This window comes from Thermaerobacter sp. PB12/4term, assembly GCF_003403315.2.
Classification (GTDB): Bacteria; Bacillota; Sulfobacillia; order Thermaerobacterales; family Thermaerobacteraceae; genus Thermaerobacter.
In genome coordinates, this window is the sequence record NZ_CP048407.1 from 1,794,408 (window position 1) to 1,811,134 (window position 16,727).

Consider the following 16,727-nt stretch of genomic DNA (forward strand, 5'->3'; position numbering starts at 1 on the left):
GCCCAGCCGCCCCACCGGACCAATGGGAAGGCCCATCCAGGCAGGAAGGCCCATCCAGCCGGCCGGCGCCCCGTTCCGGCGCCCCGTTCCCCCACCCCGCAACGGCAGCCCCGCGCGCCCGGCCGCCGCCCGCAGGCGGGTATAATCGTCCCCCGTTTCGGCATCCTGACCAGTGCCAGCGCATTGGGGAGGGTTGCCCATGTCCGCCGATCACGGCCGGACCCAGCGTCACGGATCCACGCCCCGCCTTGCGGCCGGCGGGTCCCTGGCACCAGAGCCCGGACCCCGCGGAGCCGGCGCGGCCCCGGCCGTGGCGCCCGGGGCGCGCCGGGCCGGCACCCCGGGGGCCGGCACCCTGGACCTGAGCATCACCATCGGCGGCGATGCCGGCCAGGGCGTGGAGTCCAGCGGCGCCGGCTTCACCAAGGCCCTGGCCCGCAGCGGCCTGCACGTCTTCAGCGTCACGGACTACCGCTCACGGATCCGCGGCGGCCACAACTTCTACCAGGTCCGGGTGGCGGACCGGCCGCTGTACTCCCACGCGGACCCGGTTCACGTGCTCATCGGCCTGACCGAGGAGACCATCAAGATCCACCTGGACAACCTGGCGCCCCGCGCCGCCGTGATCTACGACGAGGAATTCCGCCACGTGGATGCCGATGCGCTGCGGCGGCACCACGTCCAGCCCGTGCCCCTGCCCCTGAGCGAGGTGGCCAAAAAGCACGGCAGCAAGGTGATGATGAACACCGCCGCCCTGGGCGCCGCCGCAGGGCTGATGAACTACAACATCGAGTACCTGGAGTCGGTCATCAAGGAGAACTTCGCCAGCAAGGGCGACCGGGTGGTCGAGGCCAACCTCAAGGTGGTGCGGGAAGGCTGGAAGCTGGCCCGGGACGCGGCGGGCGACTTCCCCTATACCCTGCCCGACCCGGGAGGCCGGACGCGCCGCATGGTCCTGCACGGCAACCACGCCTTCGCCCTGGGCGCCGTGGCGGCCGGCTGCCGGTTCGTCGCCGCCTATCCCATGACCCCCGGGACCAGCCTGTTCGAGTGGATGGTCGCCCACGCGGACGAGCTCGGCATCGTCACCAAGCACGCCGAGGATGAGATCGCCGCCATCTGCATGGCCATCGGCGCCGGCCACGCGGGCGCCCGCAGCATGATCACCACCTCGGGCGGCGGCTTCTCCCTGATGGTCGAGGCCCTGGGCATGGCCGGGATGGTCGAGGTCCCCGTGGTGCTGGTCGTCTCCCAGCGCGGCGGCCCCTCCACGGGCCTGCCCACCCGGACGGAGCAGGGCGACCTGCTCTTCGCGATCCACGCCTCCCAGGGCGAGTTCCCCCGCATCGTCCTGGCCCCGGGCACGGTGGACCAGTGCTTCGAGGCGGCGGTGCGGGCCTTCAACTTCGCCGAGCACTACCAGACGCCCGTCATCGTCCTGCTGGACCAGTTCCTGTCGAACCACCTGCGCTCGGTGGACCCGGACACCTTCCGCTGGGAGGACGTCCGCCACGACCGGGCCACCACCCTGACCCACGAACAGCTGGACCGGCTGGACGGGCCCTACCTGCGCTACAAGGACACCGATGACGGCATCTCGCCCCGGGCCATCCCCGGTCACCCCCGGGCGGTCTACGCCATCACCACCGACGAGCACGACGAGGAAGGCCACATCAGCGAGGAAATCCGCAACCGCCGGCAGCAGATGGAAAAGCGCATGCGCAAACTGGACACGGCCCAGGCGGAGATGCGCGGGCCCACCTGGTACGGGCCGGAAGACGCGGACCTGACCTTGATCTGCTGGGGTTCCACCTACGGGCCCTGCCGGGAGGCGGTCGACCTGTTCAACCGCGACAAGGGCGAGGGGGCCCGCCTGAACCTCTTGCACTTCACCGACATCTGGCCCTTCCCGGTGGAGCAGACCCTGGCCGAGCTGCCCAAGATCCGCCGGGCCGTGGCCGTCGAGCAGAACTACACCAGCCAGTTCGCCCGGCTGCTGCGGATGATGACGGGCTTTGAGGTCCACGCCACGGTGAACAAGTTCGACGGGCGGCCCATCGCACCCCAGGAGATCCTGACCCAGATCGAAGGGGAGGTGCCGGTCCATGCCTGAAGACCAGGAACGCGGTACGGGCGGCGGGAGGGCCCGCAGCGTGCCCCCGGCCGGCCCGGCCGGAGAGGGGGGCCAGCCCTCGCGCGCCCGCCCCGCCGCCAGCGACTTCCACGGGGCGGTGAAGCGGCCGGCCTCGCCCCACGGCGCCGGCTGGGGCAAGACCCAGCGGGTCGACCCCGACCTGGGCGGCGGCCGGGGCGGCGACGGAGCGTCGCTGGGTGCCCGTGGCGCCGGCGCGGGCGGGCCGGACGCGGCCCGCAGGGAGGTGCCCGGCGCCCCCCCAGCCGGCGGGGCGGGCGGAGCCGCCGCGGGGGTCGAGGGCGGGTATGTCCCGGCGGGGGAGGTTCCACCCAGCGCCTTCCGCGGGGGTGAAGCCGGCGGCACGGGGGCCGGCCTGGGCGGCGCCCGGCCCGCGGCCGGCGGCAGCCGCACCCCCTCCCGGGTGGCCGTGGCCGACCGGGCCGAAAGGCTGACGGTCAAGGCTTACGCCAGCGACCACCGGCCCACCTGGTGCCCCGGCTGCGGAGACTTCGGCATCCTCACCGCCCTGAAGAAGGCCCTGGTGGATCTGGAGATCTGGCCCCACGAGGTGATGATCGTCTCCGGGATCGGCTGCGGCAGCAAGCTGCCCGACTACATCAACGCCAACGGCTTTATGACCATCCACGGCCGGCCCCTGGCGGTGGCCACGGGCATCAAGCTGGCCAACCCCAGGCTGCACGTGATCGTGGTCCACGGCGACGGTGACGGCTACGGCATCGGAGGCAACCACTGGCTGCACACCATGCGCCGCAACGTCGATCTGGTGGACATCGTGGAGAACAACCAGATCTACGCCCTGACCAAGGGCCAGTACTCGCCCACCAGCGAGCGGGGGTTCAAGACCACCACCTCGCCCACCGGGGCGCCGGAAGACCCGATCCTGCCCACCCGGGTGGCCTTTGCCGCCGGCGCCAGCTTCATCGCCCGGGGCTTTGCCGGCCAGCCCAACCAGCTGGCGGACATCATCGCCGCCGCCATCCGGCACCGCGGCTACGCCCTGATCGACGTGCTCCAGCCCTGCGTGACCTTCAACAAGCTGAACACCTACGACTGGTACGCCGAGCGGGCCTATTCCGTGGAGGAGGAGGGGCACGACCCCACGGACCCGGAAGCCGCCTGGGCCAAGTGCAACGAGTGGGGCGACCGCATCCCCATCGGCATCCTCTGGCGCAACGACCAGGCGGTGCCCTATGAAGAGCGGGTGCCCGGCCTGGCCGGCCGGCAGCCCATCGTGGAGCGGCCCCTGGACGACCTGGGCGCCGAAGGGCTGGAGCGGCTCAAGCAAGCGTTCTTGTAGTTCGCCTCAGGGCCGCCCCGCGGCGGGCGGTCGTGGCCGTCCTGCCGGGGTCCGCTGCCCTGCACCGAGAAAGGAGGTTGCCGGCCGTGCCCGCCGACGCCGAAGCCATCTACCGCGACGTGCAGCAGCGGGGCCGCCTGGGTTCCGTGGAGGAAGCGGTCACGGTCACCCGGATGACCCTGCAGAGCCTGGCGGAAGTGCTGGGCCAGGAAGGGGCCCGGGCCCTGGCGGCCGCCCTGCCGCCGGAGCTGGCCGCCGAGCTGGGCCGAGCTCCCCAGAGGCCGGACCCCCTGATCGACCGGGAGGTCTTCGTCGGCCGGCTCGTCAACCGGATGGACACGGAATACGGCTACGACCAGACGGTGGGGGGCCTGGACCTGGTGGCCGCCTACATGGACGACGACGCCGCCACCCGCATGCAGGCCGTGTTCGGTGCCCTCAAGCAGCATCTCGATCCCGGGACCGCCCGGCAGGTAGCGGCGGCCCTGCCGCCGGAGATCCGCGACTGGTGGGAAGCCGGCTAGGAAGCCGGCCAGGCGCCCGGCCGCGGCAGGCCGGGGACCGCTGGGGCCCCCGGGCGGACCCCGGCAGAACCGGTCCGGGGCGCGCCGGGCCGGGCCCGCGCCTGCCGGCCGCCCCCCTCACCCGCAGAAGACGCGCATGAACCAGGAGAACAACCGGTACTTGCGCCGGTACGGGTACCAGAGGAGGCTCGAGACCAGCTTGCCCGCCAGCCAGCCGGGTTCGACCAGCACTGCCGACGGGTAGGTGAAGGCCTCCAGCCCCGCCCGCCCGTGGTAGGCGCCCCAGCCGCTCTCCTTGACACCGCCGAAGGGCAGGGCCGGATGGGCGAAGTGGATGATCACGTCGTTGATGCACACGCCGCCGGCCTCAAGGCGCGAGGCGATTTCCCGGGCCAGCCGCCCGTTGCGGGTCCAGACGCTGGCCCCGAGGCCGAAGGGCGAATCGTTGGCCAGGCGCACCGCCTCGTCGGCCGAGCGGAAGCCGGCGATGGCGATCACGGGACCGAAGGTCTCCTCCCGCATCACCCGGGCCTGGGGGTCCACGTCGACCAGCACGACGGGCGGGACGAACCGGCCCTCGAAGGAAGGCACCGGGGTCAGCGCCCGGGCGCCCCGGGCCAGGGCGTCCTGGACGTGTTCGCGGACGATGGCCACCTGGCGCGGGGTGGTCATGAGCCCCAGGTCCAGATCGGGGTCGGCGGCCACCCGGGCGGGGTCGCCGCCGGTACCCTCGGGCTCGGCCCGGCGGAGGCGGGCCAGTTCGTCCAGCACCCGGTCGACGAACCGGTCCTTCACCGCCTCATGGACATAGATCCGCTCCACCCCGATGCAGGTCTGGCCGCAGTTGGCCAGGGAGCCCCACACGGCCGCCCGGGCGGCCCGGGCCAGGTCGGCATCGGGGAAGACGATCATGGGGTCCTTGCCGCCCAGCTCCAGCACGCTGGGCGTCAGCCGCTGGGCCGCGGCGGAAGCGATCCGCCGGCCGGTGGCGGTGCTGCCGGTGAAGAAGACGAAGTCGGGCCCCGCATCGAGCACCGCCTGGCCCACCTCGGCGCCGCCATGGACGACCTGGACCACTCCCGGCGGAAAGCCGGCCATGAAGAAGGCCTCCTCGATGGCGCGGCTGATGCCGGGGGTGACCTCCGTGGGCTTGAGGATCACGGTGTTCCCGGCCAGCAGCGCCGTGGCCGCGGGCACCACCGCCAGGTTGAACGGATAGTTCCAGGGCGCCACTACCAGCACGCAGCCGTAGGGCTTTCGCTCCACGTAGGGGATCTTGCCGAAGAGGAGAAGCGACATGGGCTGTCGCTGGCGGCGCAACACCCGGGGCGCCAGCTTCTCCGCCGACTTCAGGGCGTCGGCGGTGGTCAGCAGGTCGTGGACCAGCGCTTCCACCAGGGGCTTGCCGGTACCCGCGCTGATCACCCGCGCCAGTTCGTCCCGGTGCCGGACGATGTACCGCCGCAACCGGGCCACGCAGGCCACCCGCTCGCGCACGGGCAGCTGCGCCCAGGCCGGAAAGGCGGCCCGCGCCCGGGCCACCACAGCGGGGATCTCGGCGACGGGCGTCCAGCCGGCGGGCGCCGGGGCGGGCCCTCCCCCCGCGGCACCGGTGGAACCGGTAGGCGGGGCAGGCGCGGGGATCGCCGAGGCGCCGGAAGCCGCCGCCAGCCCGGCAGCCGGCGAGCCGGTGGACGGCTGGCCGGCCGGAGCCGGTCCGGGGGCCGCTGCGGCATCGCTCAGGGGCGCCGCCCGGGCCGTCCCCGGGGCACCCCCTTGGGGATCCCTGGGTTGCATGCGCATCCCCCCATGCCAATAACTCTTCGCACGCGGCGCCGCCGGAGGAGGGTGGGGCAGGACGGTTCCGCCGCTGTTTCGCCTCCTCCGGGGACCTCTCAGCGAAGGACGTAGGTCGCCAGCAGCCGCTGCACGTAGTAGATGTCCAGGTCGCGGTGGAAGGTCTTGACCAGCGGCTCCCGGCTGCCCGCCAGCCAGATCTTGAGCTCGGCCTCCAGGTCCAGGTGGCCAGCCGTCTCCACGGCAAACCGGTTGATGCTTCGGTACGGGATGGACAGGTACTCCACCTTCTTGCCGGTGAGCCCCTGCTTGTCGACCAGGATGAGGCGCTTGTTCGTGAAGATGAAGAGATCACGGATCACCTGGTAGGCGGCCTCGATCCGCTCCCCCTCCGCCAGGAGGACGCTGTATTCCTGTTGAACCCGCTCCAGGTCGGCTTCCCCGGCGTGGCCCATCATGCGGCCGATCCAGCTCACGGGCGGCTCCCTCCCCACGGCGTGCCCCGGGCCGCGCCCCCCGTCACCCCGCGCCGCCGGAACCGGCTACGGACGCGGCCTCGCACAAGCGGGTTCGTTTTATACATTAAAGGTACACGGCAAGGGGCCGGGGCTTGACCGGCAAGATGCCCGCATCACCGAACGGGTCTGCCCTTGCGACCGGCGATGCCCAGCCCCGGGAAGGAGCGCCCATGCGAATCCGGCCCGGTCAGATCGTCGCCCACCCCGAGCTCCCTCTCCGCGGTCTGGTGCTGGCGGTCCGCACCAACCCCGCCTGTCTGATGCCCGTGGTGGTCGTCCGCTGGGAGAACGGCGTGGTGGAAGAGCTCGATGCCCTGCGCTGGGGCCCCCTGGAGGACGCCCCGGACGAGGAGGACCCGCCCGGCGGCTGACCGGCCGGCGCGCCGCCGCCATACCCCGCAGCCAAGGCCCATCGGGCCTCGCCCTGGCAGGGCTCGGGACGGCCCGGTCCAGGCTCCCTTCGGCAGCATGTCCTCTTGTGACGGCCATCACGGCACCGGCCCCGGGCGATCCCCTAGTCTAAAAGCGACATCCGAACCGGGACGGACCTGGCGCCGCCGGGCCGCCACGGCCGCACCCGGCGCACCAGGCAGGAAAGGGAGGCAATTCCCATGGGCGTGCGCGTCTCCCGCTGGACCCTCCCCTATTTCACCGCCGCCCTGGTCTGCTTCGCCGTCGCCCAGGCGGTCCTGGCCCTTGGCTGGGCCTACCCGGAGGCAGGCCTCGGGGCTCCGCCCACCCTGGCCGTGGTCCACCTCCTGACCATAGGCTGGCTGAGCCTTTTGATCCTGGGCGCCCTGCAGCAGTTCGTACCCGTCATCACCGAGCGCTCCCTGGCCAGCGACACCGCGGCGGCCTGGGCTTTGGGCCTCATCCTGACCGGCCTGGGGGGCATGGTGCTGGGCTTCCTGGCGTTGCCGGGCGGCCCGCTGGCCGGCAGCACGGCTTCGGACCCGGGCCCGGCGGGTGGGTCACTGGCCGTGCCGGCGCCCGCGCCGGCCCTGCGCAGCGGGCTGCTGGTGGCGGCGTTGCCTGCGGGCGGCACCCTGGTGCTGGCCGGCTTCGCCGTCGCCGCGGTCAACCTGGCCATCGGCCTCTGGCGCGCCCGGCCCCTGGTCCTGCCGGCGCGCTTCGTGGCGGTGGGCCTCGCCTTTCTCTTGCTGACGGGCGGCCTGGGGGTCAGCCTGGCTCTGGTCCTGGCCCTTCCGGACGCCGCCGGCCGCCACTTGTCGCCCGCTCTCACGGCCCAGCTGCTGGCGCGCGGGCTCCCCCTGCACATGGCGGCGGGCCTTGGCGGCTGGTTCACCCTGACGGCCATGGGCGTCGCCTACAAGCTGCTCAGCATGTTCACCCTGGCGCCGGAAGAACGCGGCCCCGTGGGGCGCTGGGTCCTGCGCCTGGCCGGCACGGGCCTGGCCGTGGCCTGGCTGGGCGGCCTGGCATTTTTGCTGCTGGCCGCAGCCGGCGCCACCGGCCCGGCGGGGGCCGGGACTCCGGATCCGGCGGGCGCCAGCACCCCGGCGACCGGCTCCCCAGGTCTCACAGGGACGGATGCGCTGGCAACCGGACTGGCAGGCCTGGCCACCGCCGGCTGGGTCGCCGCCGGCGCGGGGGTGCTGCTCTACCTGTGGGACATGCGGCGCCTGTACCGCCAGCGCCGGCGGCAGGCGCTGGAGCTCAACGCCCGGTACGCCCCCATCGCCTTCGGGGCGCTGGCCGCGGGTGTGGTGTTGATGGCCGCCGGCGCCTTCCTGGGCCGGCTGGCCGGCCTGGCCCCGGCGCTGGTGTACCTGCTGCTCTTCGGCTGGCTCTCCGGCCTGGGGCTGACCCAGCTCTACAAGATCGTTCCGTTCCTCACCTGGCTGGAAAGGTTCGGACCCCGCCTCGGGCGCGGGCCGGCCATCCGGGTGCAGGACCTGGTCAACGAGGACCGCGCCCGGCCCTGGTTCTGGCTTTACTTTGCGGCGGTGGCCGCGGCCACCGCGGCGGCCCTGGCCGGCTGGGACGGCCTCTGGCGGGCCATGACGGGCCTGACCCTGATGAGCACGCTGGCCATCGCCCTGGAGCTCTGGCGGGCGCGCCGGGCCGACCCCAAACCGCAGGCAGCGCCGGTTCCACCCCCCTGGCTGGGGGAGCGCGGGCGCGCCGGCGGCGCTGCGGGCCGGGTTCCACCAGGGGGAAGCGGGGGCCTTCCGCCGGTTCGTCCCGGTGAGGGCGCCGTGCAAGGGAGGTGAAGGGCGTGGCGGAGCCCATCGTGACGGAGGACGACATCCGCGAAGCCTTGATGGACGTCATCGACCCCGAGCTGGGGTTCAACATCGTCGATCTGGGTCTGATCTACGGCGTCACCGTGGAAGACGGCAAGGTCCACATCGTGATGACCATGACCACCCCGGGCTGCCCGGCCACCAACTACCTGCAGGAAGGCACGCGGGAACGGGCGCTGGCGGTCCCCGGGGTCAAGGAGGTCGACGTCCAGGTGGTCTGGTCGCCGCCGTGGACGCCCGACCTGATGAGCGACCGGGCCAAGCGGTTCTTCGGCTTGATCGAAGGCTAGACGCTGCCGGTGGCGGTCGGTGACCGCGCCGAACCCGCCTTCGGCGGCGTGTCGGCCCTTCGGCAACGCGGGCCGGGTCCTCAGAGACCCGGCCCGCGTTGTGCCTGCCCGCGCCGCCCGCGGCCAAATCCGCGGGCGGCCCGCCTATTCCGGCCGCCAGAAGGTGACCCGCCAGGCCCCGTCCGGATCCCGCTCCGCCCGGTGCTCGAACCCCTTGCGCTTCATCACCCAGTAGAGGGGCACGGGCTCGAACCCGACGATCAGCACGAAGGGCTGGCCCGGCTTGAGGCGCGCCACGTTGGCCATGATGTCCCGGAAGGGCTCCTGGCGGCGGGCGAAATAGGGCCGGACGTCCATGACCAGCGGCTCCACGCCCGCGGTGGCCGGCGTGGCCGCGTGCTCCTGTCCCTTTCCGCCTGCTCCGGGCTGTCCGGCAGGGTCAGCCGGTTCGGCCGAACCCGGCACCGCCTGGGCGGCCGGCTCACCCCTCGCCGGCAGGGCGGCCGAACCCCGGGAACCCGGCGCCGCGCCGGCCCGCCAGATGCGGATGATCACCGAGCCGTCGTCCTGTTCCGCCATGGCGTATTCGAAGCCGCGCTCGTCCAGGTGAGGCAGGAGGAACATGGGCTTGCGGTCGTTGTGGGCCTGCAGCACCTGGCCGGGCTCCAGCTGGTCCAGGGCGGACAGGATCCGCACCATGGGTTCGGGCGGCTGCAGCCCGCGGTTGTCCAGCTGAAGCGCCGGTTCGGCCGGAGAGGGTGGCAACCGCAGGCCCCCGCCCGCGGTCCCGCCCGGCGCAGCCTGCCCGTTCGGCGGAGCCTGCGCGCCGCCCGCCGCCCCTGGGCGTTCCCCGGCTGGTTCGGCCCGGCCGGCACCCTTGCCCCTGCGGAAGAACATGCTCCCCACCTCCTCGTCTCCTTGGCACGTTTCCTCAGGGCGATGGTGCCCAATGGCGGGGTGCGCCGGCTGTGATGCCCGTCACCGGGCGCCTAAGGAGTTGACGCCGTCCGGTAACCACCGTGCGACCGGTCCCCGCCCGGGATCCTGCCGCCGGGCGGTCCAGACGCCGGGCGTGGCGGCCGGCCGCTCCCACCACGCCGGGCCACAGCGGTCACGGCGAACGCCGCGCTCGCCGGGCCCCGGGACGGGACGGCCCACGGCCCGGGGCCCGTTGCCCCGCCGTGCCCCATCGCCCCGCCGGCCCGCGGCTGCCGCCGGCGGTGACGGCCGTCACAGCCCGGCCGGTCCGCCTTGGGGCAGGGTAAAAGCGAAGGGAACACGGAGGTGACGGATGATGCCGGTCCCCACGCAGATCGCCGGCCCTGAGCGGCTTGCCCGGGGGCCCGCACCCGCCCCGGCAGGTCGCCCGTCCCCCGCTAGCCAGGATGAAGTGCCATCCCTGACTGCCGCCGCCCAACCCGCTCCGCCGGCAGCCCCGCCCATGCAGCGCCCGGCGGTCCCGGACGGGGAGGCCGGGGCCGGCGCGGCCGCAGAGACGGCGCCGGCCGACTCCCTGCTGGGGCGCTACGTCAACCGCTACCTGCTTCCCCGGGTGGCGCTGACGGTCATCAGCCTGGCCTCGCTGGTCGGTGTTTACCTGACCCTGCGCGCGCAGGGCATGCCGCCCTGGCTGGTCGTGCCGCGCTGGGCGGGCCTGGTAGGGCTTGGCATTCTGGCCGGCGGCACCATGTGGTGGTCGCGCTTCGTCGTGCCCCGGGACACCCAGCCCGCCGCCGTGGCCCGGCTGGCGGCCGCCCAGGCCCGCCACTACCGGCCCCTGATGGCCGGAGGACTGGTGGCGGCGCTGGCGGGCGGCGGGGTCTGGGCCGCCTGGGTCGGCCCGGTGGCCGCCGCCCGCGGTTGGGTCGGGCTCTGGCTGCTCGTCATCGGGCTCTACGGCGGCCTGGTCGCTGCCACGCTGGCGCTGTCAAGCCTGCCCGACGGCGAAGCCCTGGCGGCACGCCGCCAGGCGCTGGCCGTCCTCTGGTCCGCCACCGCCCTCCTGGTTGCCATGGGCCTTCTGGACGCGGCCCTGACCTTCGGCACCTGGTGGCCGGCCTGGGTCCTGCGCCCCCTTCACCTGGGGGCCTTCGGCCTCTGGCTGGGCGGGGCCGTGTGGAACATCTTCGTCGCCGTGCCCGCCGCCCGGGACGAGCTGGCCTTTGCCACGGTGGCCGCCTCGGCCACCCAGCTGGAACGCTTCCGCAAGCGGGTCCGGGTCTTCCTGCCCCTGCTGCTGGCCACCGGCCTTGCCCAGGCGGCCGCCTATGCCGGGTGGAACCCCTTGGCCTGGCCCGGGAACTGGGTGGGGCGCCTGGCCCTGGTCAAGCTGGGGCTGGTGGCGGCCCTCTTCGTCATCTTCATCACCTGCCCCCTCTGGCGCGCCTGCTCGCCGATCAAGGGGATGTGCGATCTGGAGGAGCTGGCCGGTCCGGCGGCTGGAACGAGCCCGGGCCGCGCCTCGCGCCGGCGAGACGAAGCGGGCCGTCCAGCCGCCGCCTCCCTGCCTGGGGCGGCTGCGGCCGCCCCGGTGCGGCGTCTCGACCGGCGCGGCGCCGGTTGTGCCGGGTTCGTCCACGTGGAAGAAGCCCTGGCCGGCATGGCACCGGGCGAGCTACTGGAGCTCTTGAGTTCCGATCCCATCTCCTGGTGGGAACTGCCGGCCTGGCTCGAAGTCCACGGGCACCGGCTGCTCTTCCGCGAGCGGCGGCGCGTCTGGCCCTGGCGGTATTTCCGGTTCCTCATCCAGCGGGGGGCGGGAACGTCGCCAGGTCGTCAGGTAGCCAGGTAGCAAGGTAGCAAGATAGCAAGGTAGCAAGGTCGCGAGGTCGCAAAGCGGCAACGTGGCAACCTGGCGCCGTAGCCACGTAGCGGCGTGGCCATGGTCACGGGAGGCTATAGGAACCCGGCGCGAGCCGGGCACGCGGAAACCGGGGCACGAGGACGGCCCCACAGGAAGCCGGGACTTGTGGTGGAACGGGACAGGGGGAGACGACCGTGCTGTGGAAACCCCGCCAGGCCGAACACGGCCCAGAGGCGCCGGGAAGCGAGGAGGCCCGCGAGGACATCGCCGGCGGCCACCAGGACGCCGGCCGCAGCCGCCGGGAACCAGGGGACGGGGCCGGGCGGCCTATCCCGCCGCCACCCCTGCAAGGCAGACGCCCGGCGGCCGGCGCGGGCCGGTCGACCCCCACCCCCCGCTCCGGCAGTCCCGGGGCGCCAGTCGGGCCGGCTGCTCCAGCGGTTGAAACCGGCAGCGGGCGGGTTCCAGCCGGCCCTGCCCTGCCCTCCCGGGAGGTTCCCGCGGTCCCGTCCCTGGTTCGCCTGTTCGTCCAGGCCCTGCGCGAGCTGGCCGCCGCCGGGGAACCGGAGCGGGCCTGCATGATGGCGGCCCAGGCCTGGTCCCTGCTGCGCCACGACTTCCCCCGGGAAGCGCAGCGCCTCAACGGCCTGCTCCACGCCTTGACCGGTGCGACCCACCCCCGTCACGCCGGCCATTGAGATGGGAGGAACCTGCATGGCCCGACAACGAGCGTGGCAGCAGCTGGCCCGCCGCCTGCGCCGGGCTGGCCAGCGCCCGACCATCCAGCGTGTGGCGGTCTACGAGGCCCTGCTGCGCGCGGCCAGGGCGGGGATCCATCCGACGGCCGACGAGGTGCACGCAACCCTCCGGCCGTCCCTGCCGACCTTGAGTCCCGTCACCACCCGGCGGGTCCTGGCCGCGCTGGTCGAGGCGGGGCTTGCCCGGCGGGTGGTCATGCCGGGCGAGCCCGACCGCTACGACGGGGATCCGGCACCCCACGCCCACCTGGCCTGTGTGCGCTGCCACCGGTTGCAGGACGTGGCGCTGCCCGAGCTGGACGAGATCGTCCGCCAGGTGCGGGAACAGACGGGCTTTTTGATTACCGGCCAGGAACTGGTCCTCGAAGGGCTGTGCCGCCACTGCCGTCACGGGCGGCCCAGTCCCCCGGCTGCCGCCGGTTCCCCAGAAGCTCCCGGCGGTTGATCCCCGGCGCACCCGGTGGAGGGGCCCGGTGCGCCGAACCGGTCGGTGGCGGCGGAAGGCCTGTGCCGCCGGCTCCCGTCCCCGGCCCCCGCCCCCCGCTCCCCAGACCCCGCCCTGTCCGCCGGCCCGGTCGTGACGGATGGCCGGGGATATGGGGACTTTCTGCACGGGCAGGCTTCGTCCGGTGCCCCCGAGCCCCTTTTTCCGTTGCTTTTCTCCCCCTCGTCCTGCATCATGGGGCCATGGAATGTCAACCCACCTGCCACCGGTGACCGGCGGCGGGAGTACCACGGGCAGCCGTGGCGCACAGTAACGTAGAACGCAGGGGCGGAAAGGACAGGAGGGGGATCGTGGCCCGCGACGTCTTCCCCGAAATCCACGAGCCGGCGCCCGTACGCTGGCTTTTGGCCCATCCGCGGGCTGGGTGGGTATGGTTGTTGCCGCGCCTCTGGCTCGGGTGGCAGTGGCTCCATGCCGCCCTTGGCAAGCTGGGTGACCCGGCGTGGACCGGTCCCCAGGCCGGCGCGGCCCTGCAAGGGTTCATCCAGGGTGCTCTCCAACGCGCCCAGGGCCCCCACGCCGAAGTCACGGGCTGGTATGCCCGGTTTCTCCGCGATGTGGTGCTCCCCAACGCCGCCTCGTGGGCCAAGCTGGTCGCTTACGGAGAGCTGCTGGTGGGCATCGCCCTGCTGGCCGGCATGCTCACCGGGATTGCGGCCTTCTTTGGGAGCTTCATGAACTTCAGCTTCATGCTGGCGGGTACGTCCAGCGCAAACCCGGTGATGTTTGCCGTCGCCACCGCCCTGGTGCTCGCCTGGCGGGTGGCGGGATGGATCGGCCTGGATCGCTGGCTCCTGCCCCTGCTCGGCACGCCGTGGGAGCCGGGGCGCGCCTTCCGGCGCTAGGAGCCACCACCACCCTGGTATCGACGGCCGGGGTCTCCAAGGACCGGTGGGGCCCCCTACCCGGCACGGTTACCGGGTAATCAACCGGGGGTGGGGCAGCGTGCTGTTTGCTGCGCTCCTCCTGGCTGCGTGCACCCTGAGCGGGGCACTATGCATTGAAGCCCTGGGCGCCCGGTTCAGAATCCGGCGCCTTGGCGGCGAACCGATCGGCCATCGCTCGCACTGGCCACGGGTGTCCATCGTCGTGCCGGCCCACAACGAAGAAGCCCATCTGGAACCGACCGTTCGCTCCCTCATGGCACAGGACTACCCCAACCTCGAAATCGTGCTCGTGGACGACCGGTCGCAGGACCGGACCGGAGCGATGATGGACGAACTGGCTCGCCAGGATCCGCGTATCCGGACGCTCCACGTGCGGGATCTCCCGCCGGGGTGGATGGGAAAGAACCACGCCATGTGGGTCGGAGCTCGTGCGGCCACGGGCGAGTGGCTCCTCTTCACCGACGCCGACGTCTACATGCACCCTGACACGGTCCGCCGTGCCGTGGATCACGCCCTTCGCCACGGACTTGACCACCTCACGGTGGCGCCTCTTCTGACGGTTCGCGGTCTGGCCCTGGCGGCCTGGGTCGGTCTCTTCACCCTTCTGTTCATCGCCTCGGAAAGACCCCATCGGGTCCGGGACCCAAGATGCAGGCACGGGGTCGGCGTCGGTGCGTTTAACCTGATCCGGCGCGCGGTGTACGAGGCCATCGGCACCCATCGTGCCATCGCGCTCCGTCCCGACGACGACCGGCAGCTGGGCCGGCAAGTGAAACGCCACGGCTACGTACAGGACATGCTGGTCGGCGGCGAACGGATCCGCGTCGCTTGGTACCACACGCTTAGGGAGGCGTTCCGTGGCCTAGAAAAGAACACGCTCGCAAGCATGAACTACCGCTGGGACATCGCGCTGGTCGGGCTGGCTGCCGTCGCCCTGGCGATGCTGTTGCCATGGATCGCGCTGATCCTGGGCGCCGGGTGGATCCGGTGGACAGCGGCTGCCGCGATCATCGCCATCGCGGCGGGCTACCTGCTGGCAAACCCGCCTCCCTTGTGGCGCGGTCTTCTCGTCCTGCCCGTCGGGTCCGTGGTACTGGTCTACGCTTTGGCGCGGGCGCTGGTGGTTACCGCCCTCCGGGGCGGCGTCCACTGGGGTGGCCGGTTCTTCCCCCTTGAGCAATTGCGGCAGAACACCACGCAGAACGCCTCGCTGTGACGTGCCGGTACCGCCCCAGGGGGGCGGCGCCGGCGTCCAAGGGTCGTCAGCAGCAAGATGCAATCGCCGATACCGTTCGCGTCTCCACCCTCCCCGGAGGAGCGGTTTGCCCAGCAGCCCCCACCGGCTCCACCGGCTTCCCCTGTGACCCCCATCACCGACCGCACCCGGCTCGCGCGGTACGCTGGAACCGGCAGAGCCAATGGCCTGACAACAGGAGGAAGCCGGCCCATGAACAAGCGCGACGTGTTGCAGCAGCTGGTCCGGGTGCGACTGGCCGACGGCAGCAATCCGTTGGCAGACGGTCGCATCCAGGACGTGCTGGTGGAAATGCACGGCGAGCGAGCCCACGTGGCGATCCTGATCGATGAGAACTGGGACGGTGGTTCGCCGCCGGCCGACACCCAGGAGCGCCTGCGGCAGGCGGTGATGGCCATGCCGGGTGTAGCGTCGGTGCGCATCGTCCCGCGGCCACGCCCCCGCGCCCGCGGGGTGACGGTGCCCGGTGCCACGCCCGCTCCGGCGGGAGGGGACGCCCCGGCCCGGAAGCTGCCCGAGGGCCTGCAGGGCGCCCGCTTTGTGGCCGTGGCCAGCGGCAAGGGCGGCGTCGGCAAATCCAGCGTCAGCGTCAACCTGGCGGTGGCCCTGGCGCGGCGCGGCCTAAGGGTGGCCATTCTGGATTGCGACATCTACGGCTTCAGCGTCCCGGCCCTGATCGGCCTGGAACGGGCGCCGGCCCTGGACGACGACCGCAAAGTCATTCCTGGTCACGGCCACGGCGTCGACGTCATGTCGATGGACTTCTTCGTCCAGAACAACAGCCCGGTGGTGTGGCGCGGCCCCATGCTGGGCAAGGCCCTGCGCCAGTTCCTGTTCGATACCGTGTGGAACCATCCGGACGTGGTGGTGCTGGACCTGCCCCCGGGCACCGGGGACATGGCGCTGGACGTGCAGCAGCAGTTCCCGCCCATGGACGTGCTGATCGTCACCACCCCCGACCCCTTCGCCGCCCGGGTGGCCGAGCGGGCGGGGTCCATGGCCCAGAAGATGGGTCACCGGGTGATGGGCGTGGTGGAGAACATGGCGTACCGCCAGTGCAGCGGCTGCGGGCAGCGGGAATACCTGCTGGGGCGCGGCGGCGGGGATGCCGTGGCGGCGGCCCTCGGCACGGAGGTCCTGGCCCGGATCCCCATGGAACCCCCGCCGCCCGGGCTGCGCCGGGACGGCCTCTTTCCCCCGGAATCCGCCGCCGGTGCTGCCTTTGCCGAGCTGGCCGCCCGGGTCGCCGAACGCCTGGGGGTGGGCGTCCCGCAGCCGGCCGGGGCCGACCGGGCTCGCTGACGCCTCTTGCCCGTACGGGGCGGCCGGGTTCCTCCCAGGCCGCCCCCGCGCTGTGCGACGCCAGTCCCCTCCCGTGGGCCGGCCCGCCCGACCGCAGCCGTTGATCTGGGAGGCGCGCAGCTTGACCAGGTGCAGGAGCGAACGCCCGAGCCCGCTCCGGGCCACGAAGCTCTCGAGCGCCCGCATGGCCTCCACCGCTCCAGGTGCCACGGCCGCATAGTCGACGCGCATTCTACTCCTCCTCCCCTGAGCCATTCCGGCGTTGCCAAGGGGCAACCCGCAAGCCGTCCCGAGGGGGCGGCAGAAATGTCACAGCGACGCATGCCGCCGGCAGCCTGTCCGGCCGCATGCGTCGCCGTTCACGCGCTC

At 72.8% G+C, this 16,727-nt stretch carries 15 protein-coding genes; 12 read left to right on the plus strand and 3 right to left on the minus strand.

Annotated features, from left to right (window positions below):
- Window positions 1-199: 199 nt before the first annotated feature.
- The 3 genes from DYI95_RS07450 to DYI95_RS07460 all read left to right on the plus strand — a co-directional run bounded on the left by DYI95_RS07450 (window position 200) and on the right by DYI95_RS07460 (window position 3,976).
- Window positions 200-2,113, plus strand: coding sequence for a 2-oxoacid:acceptor oxidoreductase subunit alpha (locus DYI95_RS07450; RefSeq protein ID WP_116900406.1), 1,914 nt, complete (start codon window positions 200-202; stop codon window positions 2,111-2,113).
- Window positions 2,106-3,452, plus strand: a complete 1,347-nt coding sequence (locus DYI95_RS07455) for a 2-oxoacid:ferredoxin oxidoreductase subunit beta (protein ID WP_116900405.1) — start codon at window positions 2,106-2,108, stop codon at window positions 3,450-3,452. The genes DYI95_RS07450 and DYI95_RS07455 overlap by 8 nt, the downstream gene beginning before the upstream one ends.
- 86 nt (window positions 3,453-3,538) lie before the next feature.
- Window positions 3,539-3,976, plus strand: coding sequence for a DUF2267 domain-containing protein (locus tag DYI95_RS07460; RefSeq protein ID WP_116900404.1), 438 nt, complete (start codon window positions 3,539-3,541; stop codon window positions 3,974-3,976).
- Window positions 3,977-4,093: 117 nt separating this feature from the next.
- On the opposite strand, the gene DYI95_RS07465 is transcribed toward DYI95_RS07460, so the two are convergent.
- On the minus strand, window positions 4,094-5,773 hold the full coding sequence (locus tag DYI95_RS07465) for an aldehyde dehydrogenase family protein (protein WP_158556042.1): 1,680 nt from the start codon (window positions 5,771-5,773) through the stop codon (window positions 4,094-4,096).
- A gap of 98 nt (window positions 5,774-5,871) precedes the next feature.
- On the minus strand, window positions 5,872-6,249 hold the full coding sequence (locus tag DYI95_RS07470; protein WP_116900402.1) for a PH domain-containing protein: 378 nt from the start codon (window positions 6,247-6,249) through the stop codon (window positions 5,872-5,874).
- Window positions 6,250-6,461: 212 nt separating this feature from the next.
- Here DYI95_RS07470 and DYI95_RS07475 point away from each other — a divergent pair, with 212 nt between their 5' ends.
- The 3 genes from DYI95_RS07475 (at window position 6,462) to DYI95_RS07485 (ending at window position 8,848) form a co-directional block, all read left to right on the plus strand.
- A complete protein-coding gene (locus DYI95_RS07475) occupies window positions 6,462-6,662 on the plus strand; it encodes a hypothetical protein (RefSeq protein WP_116900401.1) in 201 nt (66 codons plus the stop codon).
- A 240-nt stretch (window positions 6,663-6,902) separates the two neighbouring features.
- Window positions 6,903-8,525 (plus strand): hypothetical protein, encoded by a 1,623-nt coding sequence (locus tag DYI95_RS07480; RefSeq protein ID WP_116900400.1) that lies wholly within the window; start codon window positions 6,903-6,905, stop codon window positions 8,523-8,525.
- A gap of 5 nt (window positions 8,526-8,530) precedes the next feature.
- The gene (locus DYI95_RS07485) at window positions 8,531-8,848 is read left to right on the plus strand and encodes a metal-sulfur cluster assembly factor (RefSeq protein WP_203530595.1); all 318 of its coding nucleotides are present in this window, start codon (window positions 8,531-8,533) and stop codon (window positions 8,846-8,848) included.
- A 144-nt stretch (window positions 8,849-8,992) separates the two neighbouring features.
- Here DYI95_RS07485 and DYI95_RS07490 read toward each other — a convergent pair whose 3' ends face one another.
- Window positions 8,993-9,745: a DUF2249 domain-containing protein gene (locus tag DYI95_RS07490; RefSeq protein ID WP_116900399.1), complete on the minus strand. Its 753-nt coding sequence runs from the start codon at window positions 9,743-9,745 to the stop codon at window positions 8,993-8,995.
- Between the two features lie 544 nt (window positions 9,746-10,289).
- On the opposite strand from DYI95_RS07490, the gene DYI95_RS07495 reads away from it, so the two are divergent.
- From DYI95_RS07495 to DYI95_RS07520, 6 genes are all read left to right on the plus strand, one after another.
- Window positions 10,290-11,639, plus strand: coding sequence for a sulfurtransferase TusA family protein (locus DYI95_RS07495; protein ID WP_116900398.1), 1,350 nt, complete (start codon window positions 10,290-10,292; stop codon window positions 11,637-11,639).
- Window positions 11,640-11,845: 206 nt separating this feature from the next.
- Window positions 11,846-12,349, plus strand: a complete 504-nt coding sequence (locus tag DYI95_RS07500; RefSeq protein ID WP_116900397.1) for a hypothetical protein — start codon at window positions 11,846-11,848, stop codon at window positions 12,347-12,349.
- A 16-nt stretch (window positions 12,350-12,365) separates the two neighbouring features.
- The gene (locus DYI95_RS07505) at window positions 12,366-12,854 is read left to right on the plus strand and encodes a Fur family transcriptional regulator (protein ID WP_158556041.1); all 489 of its coding nucleotides are present in this window, start codon (window positions 12,366-12,368) and stop codon (window positions 12,852-12,854) included.
- 350 nt (window positions 12,855-13,204) lie between these two features.
- Window positions 13,205-13,759 carry a TQO small subunit DoxD gene (locus DYI95_RS07510; protein ID WP_116900395.1) on the plus strand — a complete coding sequence of 185 codons (555 nt, stop codon included), beginning with the start codon at window positions 13,205-13,207 and terminating at the stop codon, window positions 13,757-13,759.
- A gap of 100 nt (window positions 13,760-13,859) precedes the next feature.
- Window positions 13,860-15,017 carry a glycosyltransferase family 2 protein gene (locus DYI95_RS07515; protein WP_243149675.1) on the plus strand — a complete coding sequence of 386 codons (1,158 nt, stop codon included), beginning with the start codon at window positions 13,860-13,862 and terminating at the stop codon, window positions 15,015-15,017.
- Window positions 15,018-15,248: 231 nt separating this feature from the next.
- Window positions 15,249-16,358, plus strand: a complete 1,110-nt coding sequence (locus DYI95_RS07520; protein WP_116900394.1) for an Mrp/NBP35 family ATP-binding protein — start codon at window positions 15,249-15,251, stop codon at window positions 16,356-16,358.
- The last annotated feature ends 369 nt before the right edge of the window (window positions 16,359-16,727 follow it).